The organism is Pantoea sp. X-Soil-MYKO-1289 (genome assembly GCF_059730625.1).
Map to the genome: position 1 here is coordinate 97,421 of NZ_AP036006.1, position 14,607 is coordinate 112,027.

Here is a 14,607-nt window from a genome sequence, read left to right on the forward strand (position 1 = left end):
CAGCCCGATCAACCGGGTTGCCGCAGCGCGCGCAACCCGGCTGATGACGTTGAGGGAGATAACGCTTTGGATGATTTTCTTAAGTACCTGACCTTCCCCTACCTGTGGGAAGGCGCCGTCATCGCCCTGCAGCTGCTGGTCGGCGCGCTGGCGGGCGGCATTTTGATCGGCTTTTTTCTGGCGTTAGCCAGTACCTCGAAGCACTGGTTTATCCGCGTGCCGGTAAAAATCTACATTTACCTGCTGCGCGGCACGCCTGTGCTGCTACAGCTGATCCTGCTCTACAACGTCCTGCCCGAGTTCGGCCTGCGTTTCAGCCCTTTCACCAGCGCACTGCTGGCGCTGATGATCAATGAAACGGCTTTCTGCGCGGAGATCATCCGCGGCGGCATTATGGCCACCGATCGCGATCAAAGCATGGCGGCGCAGGCATTTGGCTATTCGCGCACCAGAGAGATGATCCATGTGGTGATCCCCCAGGCGCTGCGCGCCATTCTGCCGACGATGGGCAACGAAACGGTCGGCCTGTTGAAATCCACCTCGCTGGCCTCTGTCGTGGGCGTTAATGAGCTGACCATGCGCGGCCAGGCGATCGTGTCGCAAAACTTCCTCTTTATTCCGGTGCTGGTGGCCTCCGGCGGCATCTATCTGATCCTCTCTACGCTGCTGGCTGGCGGTCAGTGGTGGCTGGAGAAATTCTATAACCTCGATGAGCGGGCGCGCCGTGCCCGTGCCCGTCTGGCAAAGCTGCCGTCGGACGCCGAGGTGATGGCGATGCAGCTGCCGAAGCGCCGCTGGGATACGCAAACCGCCGCGCCGGTGCTGGTTGTGGACAAGCTGAGCGTCGATTACGCCGGCAAGGCGGTGCTGAAGTCTCTGTCGCTTACCGTGCGTCGCGGTGAAGTGGTGGTGCTGCTGGGCCGCTCCGGTTCAGGCAAAAGCACCCTGCTGAAATCGATTCTGGCGCTCACCCCGCGTAGCGGCGGCACCATCCAGACCGAAGGCCACTTTATGGGCAGCGACGAAAACGGCCGCGCGCTGGCGGCGCGGCATCTGCCGGCTAACCGGGCCAAATCCGGTATCGGCATCGTGTTTCAGCACTTCGCCCTGTTCGATCACCTGACGGCGCTGGAGAACGTAATGAGTATTCTGCTGCGCGTACAGGGCGCTCAGCCGGAGATCGCTCGCGCCAAAGCGCTGCGCGCCCTGAAAATGGTGGGACTGCAGGATTTCGCGGCCTCTCTGCCTCATGAGCTATCGGGCGGGCAAAAACAGCGCGTCGGCATTGCCCGTGCGCTGGCGGCGGAGCCACAAATTCTGCTGTTCGACGAACCCACCTCCGCGCTCGACCCCGAGCTGGTGCGCGAAGTGAATCAGACCATGCGTAACCTGGCGCAAACCGGCATCACCATGATCATCAGCACCCATGATATTGCCTTTGCGGCAGGCGTGGCGGACCGCGTGGTGTTTCTGCAGAACGGCACCCTGATTGAAGAAGGCCCGCCGGCGATTTTGCAGAACCCGAAAACGCCCGCTTTCGCCACCTTCCTTGAACATGAAAACGCCACGGAGGCCCGGCATGTCCATGCATGATAACCAGGCGCGCGAACGTCTCGGCGATGCCCTGTTTCGCTATATGCAGGGCCAGCCGGCCGATGCGTTAGCTGGCGAACCTGACGCTAATCAGCAGGCGCTGCGTCGCTATCGCCTGTTGCCGCGCGTTTTGCAGGGCAATTCGACCATTAGCACCCAGACCGCTCTGCTCACTCAATGCTGGTCGGCGCCGCTCGGCGTCGGCGCGTTTGCCGGCGATCGCCTCTTCCATGAAGAGGGCTTGTTGCCCATCGCGCGCGCCTGCAGGCGTTTGCAGCTGCCGCTGGTGATCTCCGAGGAGACCGTGACGCCGCTGGAACAGATAGGGGCGGCCTATGACCGCTGCTGGCTGCAGCTGCGCGCCGCGGGCGACGTGGGTCGAATTAAGGCGTTAATCGATCAGGCGGCGCAGGCCGGGATGCAGCATATCGTACTGACCGTGCTTGCGCCGGTCCATCCCGTAGCGGGTTTGCAGCCTGGCGGATTCTCGGTTGGCGACGCATTAAAACAGCGCGGCTGGCGCACCATCGGCGGGTCAGCGCCGGGCGTGGCCGCCCTGCCCGCCTTTCCGGTGTGGCGCTGGCAGCAGATTGACGACGTGGCCGCACACTGTGCCGCGCTCCGTCTGCCGCTGTGGCTGAAAGGTATTTTGCACTATGACGACGCGGCGCAAGCGGCGCAGCATGGCGTCAGCGGCCTTATCGTCTCCAATATTGGCTTGCGTCAGAGTGCGCGCTGGGCAACGCCGGTGGATCAGCTCGCGGATCTACAGGCCGTGACGCGTCTGCCGCTGCTGCTGGACGGCGGCGTGCGCTGCGGCAGCGATGCGGTCGTGGCGCGCTGCCTTGGCGCCGCCTTATCACTCAGCGTGCGGCCGGTCGTCAGCGCCTTGTCCGCCGGCGGTGAAAGCGCGGTGTTCGATCTGCTTTCCGGCTGGATCAATGAAATAACCGCCGTCAGCCACTGGTGTGGCGTCAGCGAGATGGCGGCACTGAATGGCAGCTTTGTCAGCGAGGTGGGCAACTGATGTACAAGCTGATTTTCAACCAGGGCGATGCCAGCGAATCACGCATCTATTACTGCGCCCACTATCTGGCCGACAGCCTCGGCTTCTTCGCCGCCGAACAGCTGCAGGTGACCTTCACCACCAGCGCCTCGGGCGGTCATACCGTGCAGGGCGGCCAGGTGCCGGCCGTGTTGCGCCGCGATGCCGACCTGACGCTGGGCGGGCCCATGGTGGTGATGAAGCATTTTCAGCAGCACGGCGCGGAGCTGCAGTGCTTTTGCGCTTCGGTGGCGGCCAACCCCTGGTTCCTCGCCGCCGCGCAGGCGCAGCCTGACTTTACGCTGCATGATTTACGCGGCAAGCGCGTGCTGGATGTCGGCAACGTCGGCACCGCCACGCTCACCTTTCGCTGGCTGCTGGCGCAGCACGGTTTGCAGCATCAGGTAGAGGTGATCGCGGGAAGCGGCGACCAGGCGCAGGATTTCGCAGCCGTTGCCGCTGGCGACGTCGATTATGCGCTGCATGCCATGCATATGCTGGCGCCGGCCATTGCCGCCGGCGCGTTACGCAGCGTCGCCAGCCTCGCCACCCTGTGCGGCAAGGTTCCCTGGAGCGCCTATATCGCCCGTGCTGACGTGCTGGTGGCAAAGAGCGAGGCGTTTGCCGCCTTCTCGCGCGCCGTGAATCAGGCGCTGGCGTGGATGGCGTCGCATCAGGCCGTCGAGCTGGCAACGTACGTCGAGCGCTACTATCCCGGCTACCCGTCAGATGCGCTCATCGCCGGATTAGCCGCCTATCAGCAATCCCAGGTTTTCGCGCCGGACAGCCAGATCCCGCAGGCCGAGTTCAACCACTTTAGCCAGCTGCTGCGTGATATCGGCTGGCTCGATCCTTCTCAGCCCGTGCCCTATGAGGCGCTGGTGACGCAGGCAGGAGCAGAAAGATGAAAACCTTGATTATTAATGGCCTCGTGGTGATGGAAACCCGCGCAGAGGCTGCCGATTTACTGATTGAACACGGCAAAATCAGCGGCGTGCTGGCGCCAGGCGCCCTGAGTGACGGCGTGGATGAGATCCTGGATGCGCAGGGCTTAATTATTCTGCCTGGCGCTATCGATGTGCATACCCATTTCACCGGCTCCCACGACTTTCCGCAGCAGGAGCTGCGCGAGGGAACGCGCGGCGCGGCGGCCCACGGCGTCACCACCATCGTTGAGATGCCGCACTCGCTGCCGCCCGCCACCACGCTGGAAAACTTTATCGCCAAGCGGCGCTGGCTGGAAGAAAACTGCTCGGTGGATTACGCCATGTGGGCTGGCCTCGATGGCCAAAACCTGCCGCAGCTGGCCGCGCTGGATCAGGCGGGCGCGCTGGCGTTTAAAGCCTTTCTCTGCAGCGGCGCGGCCAGCGGCGAAGCGACCGACGAAAAAGGGTTGCCGCGGCTGGATGACGATGGTCTGCTGCGCGCAATGCGCGAGCTGGCAACCTTTGACGGCCTGATTGGCGTTCATGCGGAAAACCACGACATCCTTACTGGCGCCGGTCGCGAAACTGCGCCGCGCCGGACGTAAAGACATACGCGCGCACGCGCAGGCTGGCCCGGAAATTGCCGAAATTGAAGCGGTGGGACGCGTGCTGGCGGTGGCGGAAGAGACCGGCGCCCGCTGCCACATCGTGCACGTTAGCTCCGCCCGCGCCGCTGAAACCATCGTTGCTGCAAAAGCGCGGGTGCGCGCCAGTTTCGAAACCTGTCCGCACTATTTGCTGCTGGACGAGGAAGATCTGGTGCGCATTGGCCCGAACGCGCGCTGCGGCCCGCCGATTCGTCCGCGTCCGGTGGTCGACGCGCTGTGGCAGGTGCTGCTGCGCGGCGATATCGACATGATCGCGTCTGACCATTGTCCCTATACGCCTGCGCAAAAACAGGCGGGTGAAACCAGCATCTGGGAGGCGGGCATGGGGTTAACCGGCGTGGAAACCCTGAGCCCGATGCTCTTCAGCGCGGCGCATCTCGATCGCGGGCTGCCGCTCACCGAGTTTGCCCGCATGACCGCCAGCGGCCCGGCCAAGGCTTTCCAGCTGTGGGGGAAAAAAGGGGCGATTGCCCCTGGCTTTGACGCCGACCTGGTGTTTTATGACGCAGAGCAGAGCTGGATCGTGGAAGGGGCAAAGTTTCAGGGGCTGGGCAAGTGGAGCGCATTTGAAGGGATGCGCTGTCAGGGTAAAGTGGTGCGCACACTTATTCGTGGCGTCACGGTGTACAAGGATGACCAGATGCAGGTTGAACCTGGCTTCGGACAGTTCGTGACCCGACAGGCAGCAACAGGACAATAGCCATGGCAGGAAAACCCACCCCCCTTCGCCGCAAAACGAGCGCCCCGCTGGCGTCAGACACCCTCAGTGATGAGAGCTGGCAAGCGGCGCGCCCACGCACGTTAGTTGACCACGCCGTTGACGCGATCCTCAGCGCCGCGTCGCGTGGCCTGATCTTGCCGGGTGACCGCATCGTCGAGCCGGATCTGGTGAACAGGCTCGGCATGAGCCGTGTCCCAATCCGTGAAGCGCTGCGCATTCTGGAGAGTCAGGGCATCGTCACCAGCGAGCCGTACAAAGGCATCCGGTTGATGGAGATCTCCCATCAGCGGCTGGAGCAGATTATCGATGTGCGCGTCCCGCTGGAGACGCTGGCCTGCCGCCGCGCGATTGAAGCCGGGCGCAATGGCGCCGGGCAGCTTACGCGGCTCTATCAGGGCGTGGCGCAGATGCAAATCATGATGCAAAGCGATGATGTCTATGGCTTCGCCTCGGCCGACACCGACTTTCACCGCACGCTGTGCAGCTTTGCCCACAACCCGGTGCTCAGCAACCTGTGGGAGTCGATTGCCCGCCAGCTCACGGTGATTTTTGGCCTCTCCACCCTGGGTAAATCAATGAGCGACATCATTGAAGAACACCAGCGGCTGATCAACGTGTTCGCCGAGGGCGATATTGCGCAGATGACCGACGAGATTGAAAACCATATCCGCATTCAGGCCCTGGATGTGGACTACGAAACGTTAATTACCCAGCGCCGGCAGCAGCGTTCCGCTGAGGGCTGATGCCTTGTTGATTGCCTTTCTACCAGGAAAACCATGATGAAAATCACCAACGTTGAGGCGTTTTATCTGCGCCTGCCGGTTATTGAGCAGCGTACAGACAGCTCTCAGGACGCGCTGCTTATTAAAATCACCACTGACGCGGGCGTTACCGGCTGGGGCGAAGTGGATGGCAGCCCCTATGTCACCAAAGCCATTATTGAAGCGCCCTATTCACACACTATGGTCACCGGTCTGAAATCGCTGTTAATTGGCGAAAACCCGCTGGAAACCGGTCGTCTGTGGAAGAAAATGCACCGTGCCACTATTTATTACGGCCGCAGCGGCGCGGTATTACAGGCGATGGCCGGGATTGATATTGCCTTGTGGGACATTAAAGGCAAAGCGCTTGGCAAACCGATTGTTGAGCTGCTGGGCGGCGCGATGCGCGACAAGATGCGCGTCTACTCTTCCAATATGTTCCAGTACAGCGTGGACGAGACGGTAGCGCGTGCGAAACACGCTATCGACACCGGCCATACCGGCGTGAAATTTGGCTGGGAGCCGTTCGGCACCGATGAGGCGCTGGACCTGCGCTATCTCGAGGCGCTGCGCGCCGCAATGGGCGACAGCATCGATCTGATGCTGGATGTCGGCCATGTCTGGGATGCTAAAACCACCGTGCGCCGCGGTCAGCGCTATGAACATCTTAACCTGTTCTGGATCGAAGAGCCGCTGCACCCCGATAACTATGCCGGTTACGGCCAGGTGTCCGCCGCGTGCCAGCAGCATATTGCCGCGGGCGAGCAAGAGTGTTCCGTGGTGGGCTTCCAGCGTCTGATCGATGAGGGCGGCATCGATATCGTGCAAATCGATCTGACGCGCACCGGCTTTACCCAGGCGATGGAGATTGCCAGCTACGCGCACAGCCGTGGGCGCAAAGTGTGCAACCACAACTTCACCACCGACATTAATACCGCTGCGTCACTGCACTTCCTGTGTGCGATTGAGAATGCGCTGGTGATGGAGTATTGCGTGGAGCCGGGTGAAATCAGCCGCTCGCTGGCGAAAAATCCGGTACGCATCACCGATGGTTACGCATGGTTGCCGAGCGAGCCAGGCCTGGGCGTCGAACCCAATGAGGCGGTGATCGAGAAGTTCCTCGTACAGACTTAAAAACGGCGGCGCTGCATTTGTTTAGGTTTTAACAGGCGACGTTGTCGTTGATGCTACCAGCCTCATCCCGAACGTTTGACCGGCAATCGCCTGTTTTTTGAATGATTAAGATGAAGGCGAACTCAGGGCCGCGCTCGCGGCCCTGAAACCCCGCTTACTGCGCCTGCTGTTGATTCTTCTCCGCGTCCTTTTTCTCTTTTTTATGGGCCATATGGTGGCCTACGGCGCAGCCCGCCGCCGCGCCGGCGACGGCATGATCTTTGATATGCCCGGCCGCGCCGCCGACCGCTGCGCCTTTCAGGCAGCCTTTCGCTTCAGCCTGAGAGGCGACCGACATCAGCAGGCCCAGGGTGATCACTAAACACGACAGTTTACGCATTTGAACGCTATCCTCATAAGAATTAACAGCACATTGCCGATAAGCAGCCCGATGAGCATAGTCGCAATGTTACGCCCGTAGAGGGTAATACGACTCCCGTTGTCATTCTGTTGAGAAACCGTTGCACCTTTGCGTGAAAAGTAACCATTACGCGTCTCGGCATCACTCCTGGTTAACGTCCGCGCCACGCTTTGCCTCCCGACGACAGCGTTCGGAGCAGTACTGCACCTGATCCCAGCACTTTTCCCATTTTTTACGCCAGGTCATCGGTTTTTTGCAGTTTTTACAATAGCGTACCGGCAGCGACTGCTTGTTTCCCTTAAAAACGCGCATTATTCGCCTCTCTCAGGTACAGCATTATCGCTTCTTCGCTCAAACCGGCCGCCTGCCCACCAGAGCGCCAGCGCCGTCAGGGCGATAACGCCCAGCGCCGCAAATGCCGTGCTGTAGGAGTAGTGCGCGGCAATGGTGCCCGCCAGCGCCGGGCTCATCGCGGCGCCCGCCCCTTGCATCAGCATAATCGTGCCCTGCCCGGCGTTGGTATGTCCGCTTCCCGCCAGCACGTTAACAATATAGCCCGGCACCGCCACGCCCAGCAGCCCGGCCGCCAGACCATCCAGTATCTGAACCGGGATCATCCCCAGGGCGCCCGGCCAGGCGGAGGCGATCGCGGCGCGCAGCGGCAACACCAGCAGCGCCGCCGTAATCAGTATTGAATAACCCGACTTTTGCGCGCGGCTGGCGGCAAACAGGGCTACCGGGATCATCACGCACTGCGAAATCACCACGGTGGCGGCCGCATAAACGCCGGCAGGCATCGTCCCGTCGTGGGCTGCGGCGGCACGCATGCTCAGCATGGGCAACAGCGCGGCATTACTGAGATGGAACAGCAGCAGCGTTAATCCGGTGATGATAATGGCGGGGTTGCGCAGAATAACCGACAGCCTGGGCACCGCAAGCTGGTGGTCATCGCCGCTTAATCCGCGCGCCAGGCGATGATCGATATCCTCATGGCGGATAGCTAACACTGAAAGCCCCGCGCAGAGCGCCATGGCGGTCATCAAAACGAAGACGGCGCCTGTTCCCCACCAGGCGACGGAGATCCCGGCGATAATCGCCGCGGTCATGTTGCCGCCGTGGTTAAAGGCTTCGTTACGGCCCATCTGACGGCTGAATCCGTCTGGCCCGGTCAGGCCAAGCGTGATGCCGGTCAGCACGGGGGCGATAAACGCCGCCGCAAGGCCGGTGAGGATCTGCGAAAAAAGCGTGACCCATGAATCGGGAAAATACCAGAGCAGCAGCGTCGACACGGTGATGATCAGCGAGCCGACAATCAGCAGCAGGCGCTTATGGCCCGTCGCATCCGTTATCAGCCCGGCGGGAAGAGTGGCGAACAGGCCCGCCAGACCGCCGGCAGACATCACCCAGCCGATATCATCCGCTCGCCAGTGATGTTCGGTGAGGAAAATACCCAAAAAAGGGCCTAATCCGTCCCGCACGTCCGCCATAAAAAAATTGACCAGACAGAGCGCCTGAAGCGATCGCAGCGTCATACACATCCTCGTTAATAAGTTTAAGGTCATCGGGGACAGACCCCGCTTCGTTTAAGCCTGGCACGGAAAGCGAGGTTGCGTAAAAAACAGGAATGACCGGCCAGCTAAACAACGCACTGCGCTGCCATCAGCGGAGAAGACGTATAAAAAACATTTACTAATAAATAAATCAGTTTGCGTTAAGTAAAAAGTAATAAATAGCGTCCCGATGTAACTAAAAAAGACAAATGCTGAAACCGGCTTAGCTGATAATAAATAGTGATAACGCGATGGCGAAAAAAATAAAGATTAAATAAATTAAATCAAAAAAGGAATGTTCCTATAATGACGAATTGCTTCATTTGCTGGCAGAATTAAACAAGGCGAGATTATATAATCACTTCACCTGAGCGTGCTTTTTTCAGCGTATTACTTGTTGCTTCCGGATTTTTATCAGGAGCTTATATGAAAATAATAGTGAGCGGGCGCGGCTACCCGGAAAAAAGAAACATTATCGTTAACGAGCAGTATACCTACCTTGATTTTCGTTATAAAAACATATGGCTCTACCTCAATAAAATAAGACAGAAGTTGGCGCATACTAATAAGGTATTTATCTTCTGGCCCTTCCGTTTCCTTATGCCGGCGGATACCCAGATTATCCACCTGTTTAACGAGGTCGCCCAGACCCGACAGCGCTGGGTCGCCACCTTTGAAACCGAGCTGCCGCGCGTTCTGCCGGTGCCTGGCGTTCCCAAACTCGCTAATCCTGAACTGAAAAAAGCCCTTAAGCTGGTCGCCGCGCCGCAGTGTGTGGCGATCGTGGCGATGTCGGAAGCCGCAAGACAGATTCAGCTAAAACTGCTGGAAGCTTTCCCTGATGAGGCGGCGGCTATTATCCCTAAAATGCACAAACTGCATCCTCCGCAGCCGGTGCTTTATGACGGGCCGCGCGATACGCCTGACAAAAAGCTGATTTTTACCTTTGTCGGTAATGAATTTTATCGCAAAGGCGGCGCCGAGGTGGTGCTCGCTTTCAGCGAACTGGCAAAAGAAGGGTTAATTAATGCTGAGAACGTCGAGGTGAATATAACAGGCGACCTTAACAATAGGGTTAACTTCGCCCACGGCAAATATCAGGATGACGCATCTTTTTACAGAGAAATTGAACAATCGCTGACGCGATATAATATCTTTACTCACGCGACGTCCAGACCTAATCACGATCTGATCGCGATATTTAAGCGCGCCCATGTCGGGCTGCTGCCTAGCTGGCAAGATACCTATGGCTTTTCCGTTCTGGAAATGCAGGCGTGCGGCTGTCCCGTTATCACCACCAACGTGCGCGCGCTGCCTGAAATAAACCCGGACGCCGCCGGCTGGACTATCGTCTGTCCCCTGAACGCGATGTTTGAACTTACCGTGGCGTCGGTCGAAGATAAATTAGCGCTGAGGCGTCTGATCGTGGCCCAGCTGAAAGCGCAGGTGCTGGCGATCCTGGCGGATCGCGCATCTGTTCTCTCCCGCTCTCAAAACGCCGTACAGCGAATCGAACGCACCATAAGCCGGCGCGCTTCAAAGAGAGCCTCGACGCCATTTATGCGCTGGCGCGGTGACCTGCGGGGGTCAGAGACGCGCGTCGCCCCCCAGACGAACCCAGCGGCGTCCCGTCGCCACCGTGAGCGCAACCAGCGTCAGGCCCGCTGCCAGATGCATGAGAAAATCGATCATATGCAGCTGCGTGTCGTGACAGAGCGACAGCAGCATCGACGACATAAAGGCGATGCCGCATCCCGCCAGCGCCAGACTTTTCGTCGGGAAGATCGAGCGGGTGCGACAGAGGCTGAACACCGAAATCACTATCATCGGCAGGCCCGCGCACAGCATAAAGAGATAGCAGTGAATGCCTTCGCCAAAGCGCCCTGCGCCTGCAAGCGCCTGCGCGGCGGTCATGTTGCCGAGATTGAGCGCCAGCCAGGCCAGCGCCGGCAAAAGCAGGTAGCGCAGCGCGAGCGGCTTGCGTCCCGCCAGGCTAAGGGTAAAGGCCCCGGCGATAGCGCCGACGCCCAGCATAAAAGATAACAGCAAGGCCGCTAGCGCCAGCGGCGCGCCGGGCTGCGACCAGTCGGTGTAGCGGCTGTGCAGCGCCCAGCTGCCGAGCGCGCCGCAGGGCAGCGCCGCCGCGATCCAGCCAGTCACGCGCCATGCCGTTGGCCAGACGCGTCTGACCGGCTGCGCTGACGCGCTGAGCTGTTCGATAAGTTGGTCATGATTTCTCATGCTTGCCACTTCCAGATTTACGCAGGTTGAGCATTGCGCGGTGCAAAAGCGATTTGACCGCAGCAAGCGAAAGATTGGCCTCAGCTGCCGCCTGGGCCAGGCTCTGTTCGCGCAGGTGAACGGACTCGACGATCTGCCGCTGGCGCGCCGGCAGCGCGCCTAAACAGTCGTTTAACGCATCCTGGCCCACATCGGCCTCGTTCGCTTCCGTCGTCTGGCGGTGAAGGGCGTCATCGTCCTGCACTTCATGCTGGCGGCCGCGCTGACGCAGGGCGTCGATCGCCCTGGCAGAAGCGATGGCCGCGACCCAGGGCAGCACGGGACGGCGCGGATCGTAAGTGTGGCGCACCCGATGTATCGCCAGCAGCGTCTCCTGAATCACATCTTCCACCAGCGCGTCGTCGGCGATTTTTTTGCGCACCAGGGCGCGGATGGCGGGCACCATCGCTTTCAGAAGCTGGTTATAGGCGGCTTTATCGCCAGCCTGCGCGCGGGCCATCAAGAGAGGCCAGTGCTGGGCGCGCGCGTCAGTGGCGGGCATCGCCCGCGCTTAAAGGCTGAAACATCCGCCCGGCTAAGAGGTTAATCAATCATTCACCCGTTCACGTTTTCTTTCCGCGTTCAGCGGCCTGTTCCAGCGCCGAAATAACGATGCCCGGCGTCAGCACCTGCGGCAGCACCACCGGTTTCCCGCCGTTTGCCGGATAGACCACGTAGAGCGGCAGCCCGCCGCGGCCGAAATCGCTGAGCGCCTGCTCGACGTCCGGATTATATTTCGTGGAGTCCGCGACCATATAAATGGTGTCGGTGCGCGCCATCGCCGCTTTCACCGCCTGAGTTGATAAAGAGGTGCGATCGTTGACCTGGCAGGTAATGCACCAGGAGGCGGTAAAGTTCACCAGCACCGGCTTGCCCTGGCCTTTAATCGCATCGACATTCTGCGGCGACCAGGCGACGGCCGCCGCCGCCACGGCGCTCTCGGCGTTCTCTTCAGGCGCGGCAGCGCTTTTCAGATTGATCAGCGGCGGCACCAGCAGCAGCAGGAAAACCGCCGTCGTCAGATGCAGCGCCCAGTGGCGGCGTCCCATCATACGGCGTTTTTGCGCCATGCCATATAACCAGGCGGCAAAACTGAGCAGCAGGCAGCAGGCGAGGATCGCCGCCAGCGCCGCCGACCCCGCCTGGCGTTCCAGCACCCAAATCAGCCAGCCAACGGCGCCGAGCATCGGGAAAGCCAGCCCGTGTTTCAGCGTAATCATCCAGGCGCCGGGCGCCGGCAGCACCCGGGCCAGCAGCGGGAAGAAGGAGATCAGGGTAAAGGGCGCGGCGAATCCGAGCGCCAGCGCGATAAAGATCACCAGGCTGACGGCAGGCGGTTGCGTCAGCGCATAGCCGACAGCGCTGGCCATAAAGGGCGCGCTGCACGGGGTCGCCACGACGATAGCGAGCGCGCCGGTGAGCGCCGAACCCATTAGCCCGCCGCGATCGCCGCCCACCTCGCCAGCCCGCTGCAGGGAAAGGCCGATTTCAAACAGGCCGAAAAGGTTAAGCGCCGAGGCCAGCATCACCAGAATCAGCAGCGCGATCACCAGCGGCGACTGCAGCTGAAAGCCCCAGCCGACCGAGGCGCCGCCCGCCCGCGCCAGCAGCAGAACTGCCACCAGCGCCAGCATCGTGACCACCACGCCCAGCAAAAACGCCAGCCCTTCGGCGCGGGCGTGCGCCGGTTTATCGTGATGGCGGATCAAACTCAGCGCCTTCAGCGAAATCACCGGGAAGACGCACGGCATAAGATTGAGTATCAGGCCGCCGAGAAACGCGGCGGCGATAGCTGTCAGCATAATCATTTCACCTGGTTCAGGGATCAGGCAGGATTAGCCTGACGATATTTCTTCACCGCGTCCATCGCCTTCTGGATATGCGCATCCGGATTTTTATCGGTGTAGCTGAGCAGAATTTTGCCGTCTGGCGCGATCACGTAAGAGGTGCGATCGGAAAAGGTCTTCCCTTTATATTCCATGGTGCTTTTGTATTCCGCCGCCACTTTGGCGCCGGGATCGGCCGCAACGGTGAACTTATCGCGACACTCGAGCTGCGAGAATTTCGCAATCTGGTCGGTATTGCCCGCGGTGACGCCGATGACCGTCGCGCCCTGCTTGCTGAATTCGTCGGTCGCCTCGGCGAAATCGTGCGCTTCCAGCGTGCAGCCCGCGCTAAAGGCCGCCGGGAAGAAATAGAGTACCACCGGCCCTTTCTGCAGCGCCTGCTGCAAAGAGAAGGTGGTTGCTTTACCGGCCAGCGCCGCGTCGAGTTTGAAATCGGGCGCCTTGTCGCCGACCTGCAGCGCGGCGAACGCCGAGGCGACAGGCAGGCTCAGGGCGAGTAGCGTGGCGGCCGCCAGCGTTTTCAGGTTGTTTTTCATTGGCATCTCGTTCTTCTCCGTGGGCAATCAGGCGACGTGCCTGAGGGATGTAATCAGAGGTTCGGCCGCTGTTGCGGAAAAGTTTCGCTGCCGGAAAATATTTTTTCGCCAGGGTGATGAGCGGATCGTTCTGGCTGTGTGACGTACTGATGAGGGCCGGAACCTTGTGATACTATGCGCGCCACGGATTTCAGCTGGTATGAGGCGCATCAGGATGCACAAGAACAGTACGCCGACCCCGCATGACGCGGTGTTTAAAACCTTTCTCTCGCACCCCGAAACGGCGCGCGACTTTATGGCGCTGCATCTGCCGCCCGCGCTGCTGGCGATTTGCGATCTCTCGACGCTGAAGCTGGAATCCGGCAGTTTCGTCGAAGATGACCTTCGCCCCTATTACAGCGACGTGCTTTACTCGCTGAAAACCAGCCGCGGCGACGGCTATGTGCACGTGCTGAATGCTCCAGGCTGGCGAAACGCCGGACGCGAAAGCGATGATCCGTGAACTGGCACAGCGCGTGCCGCAGCATGAGGATGAACTGATGACCCTTGCACAACAGCTTGAGCAGATAGGGCTGGAACAAGGCCTGGCCCAGGGCCGCCAGCCTGGCGAGCGCGAAGCCAGCCTCAATATCGCCCGGAACCTGCTGAAAAACGGTATGGACGTGGCTTCAGTGATGAAAGTGACCGGCCTGTCCGAAGAAGATCTGCAGCAAATCCGTCACTAACTCCTGTCTGACGTATTACGCTTAGCCGCCGCACCGTCCGGCGGCTAAGCTGTTGTTTGCTACGCTTCGACGGCAGGCAGGCTTTCTGCCGAGGTGAAGATCCTCAGCCCAAGGGACTCGCCAAGGCGCACGTCGTTGTCGGCGCCCTGCGACGCGCCCGGCATGCGCAAAATGGCGTCGCAGCAGGCGATTAAGCGATGCGCGACCGGATAGAGAAATCTTTCGCTGATCTCGTCGCCGATGCGCGTCGAGCCCGCGGCGGCGGCGAGCGGCAGCGCCAGCCATTCGCCAATTACCGGCGTGTGTCCGCGCTGATAAACCTCCAGCGCCATGCGGTTCATCTTCGCCAGATTGGCGTCAATCAACGCCGGATCGCCGTGCGTGCCGCTGCGAACCGGACCCGCGATTAAAATCAGCATTG

Annotated in this window: 14 protein-coding genes and 3 pseudogenes; 9 read left to right on the forward strand and 8 right to left on the reverse strand. The window is 60.3% G+C overall.

What is annotated here, in order from left to right; all coding sequences use genetic code 11:
* Positions 1-66 precede the first annotated feature (66 nt).
* The 6 genes and pseudogenes from AC6I7Z_RS22410 to AC6I7Z_RS22435 all read left to right on the forward strand — a co-directional run bounded on the left by AC6I7Z_RS22410 (position 67) and on the right by AC6I7Z_RS22435 (position 6,848).
* Positions 67-1,593: an amino acid ABC transporter permease/ATP-binding protein gene (locus AC6I7Z_RS22410; RefSeq protein WP_497816008.1), complete on the forward strand. Its 1,527-nt coding sequence runs from the start codon at positions 67-69 to the stop codon at positions 1,591-1,593.
* Positions 1,580-2,620 carry an alpha-hydroxy acid oxidase gene (locus tag AC6I7Z_RS22415; RefSeq protein ID WP_497816009.1) on the forward strand — a complete coding sequence of 347 codons (1,041 nt, stop codon included), beginning with the start codon at positions 1,580-1,582 and terminating at the stop codon, positions 2,618-2,620. The genes AC6I7Z_RS22410 and AC6I7Z_RS22415 overlap by 14 nt, the downstream gene beginning before the upstream one ends.
* Positions 2,620-3,546 (forward strand): ABC transporter substrate-binding protein, encoded by a 927-nt coding sequence (locus AC6I7Z_RS22420; protein WP_497816010.1) that lies wholly within the window; start codon positions 2,620-2,622, stop codon positions 3,544-3,546. The genes AC6I7Z_RS22415 and AC6I7Z_RS22420 overlap by 1 nt, the downstream gene beginning before the upstream one ends.
* Positions 3,543-4,932 (forward strand): annotated as a pseudogene (allB, locus tag AC6I7Z_RS22425) (allantoinase AllB). The gene AC6I7Z_RS22420 and the pseudogene allB overlap by 4 nt, the downstream one beginning before the upstream one ends.
* Positions 4,933-4,934: 2 nt before the next feature.
* Positions 4,935-5,696: a GntR family transcriptional regulator gene (locus AC6I7Z_RS22430; RefSeq protein ID WP_497816011.1), complete on the forward strand. Its 762-nt coding sequence runs from the start codon at positions 4,935-4,937 to the stop codon at positions 5,694-5,696.
* 36 nt (positions 5,697-5,732) lie between these two features.
* Positions 5,733-6,848, forward strand: a complete 1,116-nt coding sequence (locus tag AC6I7Z_RS22435) for a mandelate racemase/muconate lactonizing enzyme family protein (RefSeq protein WP_497816086.1) — start codon at positions 5,733-5,735, stop codon at positions 6,846-6,848.
* A gap of 154 nt (positions 6,849-7,002) precedes the next feature.
* On the opposite strand, the gene AC6I7Z_RS22440 is transcribed toward AC6I7Z_RS22435, so the two are convergent.
* From AC6I7Z_RS22440 to AC6I7Z_RS22450, 3 genes are all read right to left on the reverse strand, one after another.
* Complete coding sequence (locus tag AC6I7Z_RS22440; protein ID WP_033755612.1) at positions 7,003-7,227, reverse strand: hypothetical protein; 225 nt, start codon at positions 7,225-7,227, stop codon at positions 7,003-7,005.
* Between the two features lie 162 nt (positions 7,228-7,389).
* Positions 7,390-7,560 carry a DUF2256 domain-containing protein gene (locus tag AC6I7Z_RS22445; RefSeq protein ID WP_497816012.1) on the reverse strand — a complete coding sequence of 57 codons (171 nt, stop codon included), beginning with the start codon at positions 7,558-7,560 and terminating at the stop codon, positions 7,390-7,392.
* Entirely contained in the window at positions 7,560-8,780 is a 1,221-nt protein-coding gene (locus AC6I7Z_RS22450; RefSeq protein WP_497816013.1) for an MFS transporter, read from the reverse strand. The genes AC6I7Z_RS22445 and AC6I7Z_RS22450 overlap by 1 nt, the downstream gene beginning before the upstream one ends.
* Before the next feature lie 885 nt (positions 8,781-9,665).
* Here AC6I7Z_RS22450 and AC6I7Z_RS22455 point away from each other — a divergent pair.
* Positions 9,666-10,115 (forward strand): annotated as a pseudogene (locus AC6I7Z_RS22455) (glycosyltransferase); the annotation flags it as partial.
* Positions 10,116-10,385: 270 nt separating this feature from the next.
* Here the strand turns inward: AC6I7Z_RS22455 and AC6I7Z_RS22460 are convergent.
* From AC6I7Z_RS22460 to AC6I7Z_RS22475, 4 genes are all read right to left on the reverse strand, one after another.
* The gene (locus AC6I7Z_RS22460) at positions 10,386-11,039 is read right to left on the reverse strand and encodes a DUF1109 domain-containing protein (protein ID WP_497816014.1); all 654 of its coding nucleotides are present in this window, start codon (positions 11,037-11,039) and stop codon (positions 10,386-10,388) included.
* A complete protein-coding gene (locus tag AC6I7Z_RS22465; protein WP_497816015.1) occupies positions 11,026-11,580 on the reverse strand; it encodes a sigma-70 family RNA polymerase sigma factor in 555 nt (184 codons plus the stop codon). Before AC6I7Z_RS22465 ends, AC6I7Z_RS22460 begins: the two co-directional genes overlap by 14 nt.
* Positions 11,581-11,641: 61 nt before the next feature.
* Positions 11,642-12,880 (reverse strand): protein-disulfide reductase DsbD family protein, encoded by a 1,239-nt coding sequence (locus AC6I7Z_RS22470; RefSeq protein WP_497816016.1) that lies wholly within the window; start codon positions 12,878-12,880, stop codon positions 11,642-11,644.
* 23 nt (positions 12,881-12,903) lie between these two features.
* Positions 12,904-13,467, reverse strand: a complete 564-nt coding sequence (locus AC6I7Z_RS22475) for a peroxiredoxin (RefSeq protein WP_497816017.1) — start codon at positions 13,465-13,467, stop codon at positions 12,904-12,906.
* Between the two features lie 208 nt (positions 13,468-13,675).
* Here AC6I7Z_RS22475 and AC6I7Z_RS22480 point away from each other — a divergent pair.
* Positions 13,676-13,909 (forward strand): annotated as a pseudogene (locus tag AC6I7Z_RS22480) (Rpn family recombination-promoting nuclease/putative transposase); the annotation flags it as partial.
* A 43-nt stretch (positions 13,910-13,952) separates the two neighbouring features.
* Positions 13,953-14,186 (forward strand): Rpn/YhgA-type helix-turn-helix domain-containing protein, encoded by a 234-nt coding sequence (locus AC6I7Z_RS22485; protein ID WP_497816018.1) that lies wholly within the window; start codon positions 13,953-13,955, stop codon positions 14,184-14,186.
* 59 nt (positions 14,187-14,245) lie between these two features.
* On the opposite strand, the gene AC6I7Z_RS22490 is transcribed toward AC6I7Z_RS22485, so the two are convergent.
* Positions 14,246-14,605, reverse strand: a complete 360-nt coding sequence (locus AC6I7Z_RS22490; protein ID WP_497816019.1) for an NUDIX hydrolase — start codon at positions 14,603-14,605, stop codon at positions 14,246-14,248.
* Between the last annotated feature and the right edge of the window lie 2 nt (positions 14,606-14,607).